Raw genomic sequence first — 1173 nt, 5'->3', positions numbered from 1 at the left:
GACCCCACCCCGCTGGTAACCTCTCCACGCCGGTTCAAGCCGACGCTGCGGTGCAATTTGCCGCCGTTCGCTCGTCGAGCGCCTGATCGATCAATGTGGTACTGGAATGCCGTCGCAGAGTTATCGAGCCGCTAGGCGCGCTCGCGTCACCAGGCGGATTCGCCATCGATGGTCGCGAGGTCTCGCATGGGTAGAAAATTACGGGCGGACGCCGTTGGCCGCTATTCACTATGTACTAGCCTCGACGCAGCGCAGACACGGCTTCATCTCACTAGCGAATCCCAGCGACGTCAGGCCGGTCCGACGACGATCTGCCTCAAACCGATGCTGACGGCCGCATAAAGTCGGTGGTCTTACGCCAGCGATCAGTCACCTTCGAGATAAAGAATCTGCGCCGTTCGCCGGGGTGAAGTGAGCGAAGCGCTGCCTCGGCTTAGCATTCGGACATGCGCGATATCGAAGCGATTGACGCCGATCTGCAGTTGGTGTCGCGCGCTTGGTGCGCGGCTTTGGTGGCAAATGATCACGCACCGAGTACCACCCTGATCGACCAGCTTCGCGAGGAGCGACAGCAGTGAGGCGCTGCGTCCGGAACTGACATGACCGGATACCACTAGAGGTAGCGTCGTAGCTGGTCGGAAGCATAGACGGCGGGTTGGCGGGTGGTGCGATGCAACTGATCGAGCTAAGCATTGGCGATCTCATCGCCAGAGCTGGCGGTGACCCATGGGCGATCAACCAGAGCTTGCAGGCCGGTAGCCCTTTTCAGATCTCTCAACTGGCAGAGGCTTTCCATGCTGCCGGCCGATGCTCCACCGCAGCCCAAGAAGAATTCGAACAGGCCCGCAAGCGCTTCGACATGGCCTGGAATCACCAGAACGGTGATCACCCGATCAACGGCTCCGCTGAAGTGCAGCGGTTGACGAAATCCCTTGGCTTGCAGACAGAACAGCTGCCCAAGATCGGCAGTGATCTGGAGAACATTGCCGCCGCCTTAGCTGAGGCGCAAAAAGCCGGGGCACGCCGGATCGCCACGTTGGAACACGAGTTGCAAGGGCTCGACAACATCATCGACGCCGCGGAGCACGATCTGCAGAATGGCCACCCCGACGCGAAGACCGAGGCCTTTCTGAAGAAATTGATCGATGATGCGAAAGCCGATGCCGCCGATGA

1 protein-coding gene and 1 pseudogene are annotated in these 1173 nt (G+C 60.1%); both read left to right on the top strand.

What is annotated here, in order from left to right; translation table 11 throughout:
- Positions 1-446 precede the first annotated feature (446 nt).
- A complete protein-coding gene (locus A5622_RS30535; protein ID WP_255361663.1) occupies positions 447-578 on the top strand; it encodes a hypothetical protein in 132 nt (43 codons plus the stop codon).
- 92 nt (positions 579-670) lie between these two features.
- Positions 671-1173: pseudogene (locus A5622_RS21315) on the top strand (hypothetical protein); the annotation flags it as partial.

This window comes from Mycobacterium sp. 1245801.1, assembly GCF_001673055.1.
GTDB lineage: Bacteria > Actinomycetota > Actinomycetes > Mycobacteriales > Mycobacteriaceae > Mycobacterium > Mycobacterium europaeum_A.
This window is presented reverse-complemented; position numbering and strand designations above follow the sequence as displayed.

Bases quoted from the DNA above. Each gene is read 5' to 3' on its own strand.
- A5622_RS30535 (WP_255361663.1), top strand. From the start codon at position 447: ATGCGCGATATCGAAGCGATTGACGCCGATCTGCAGTTGGTGTCGCGC.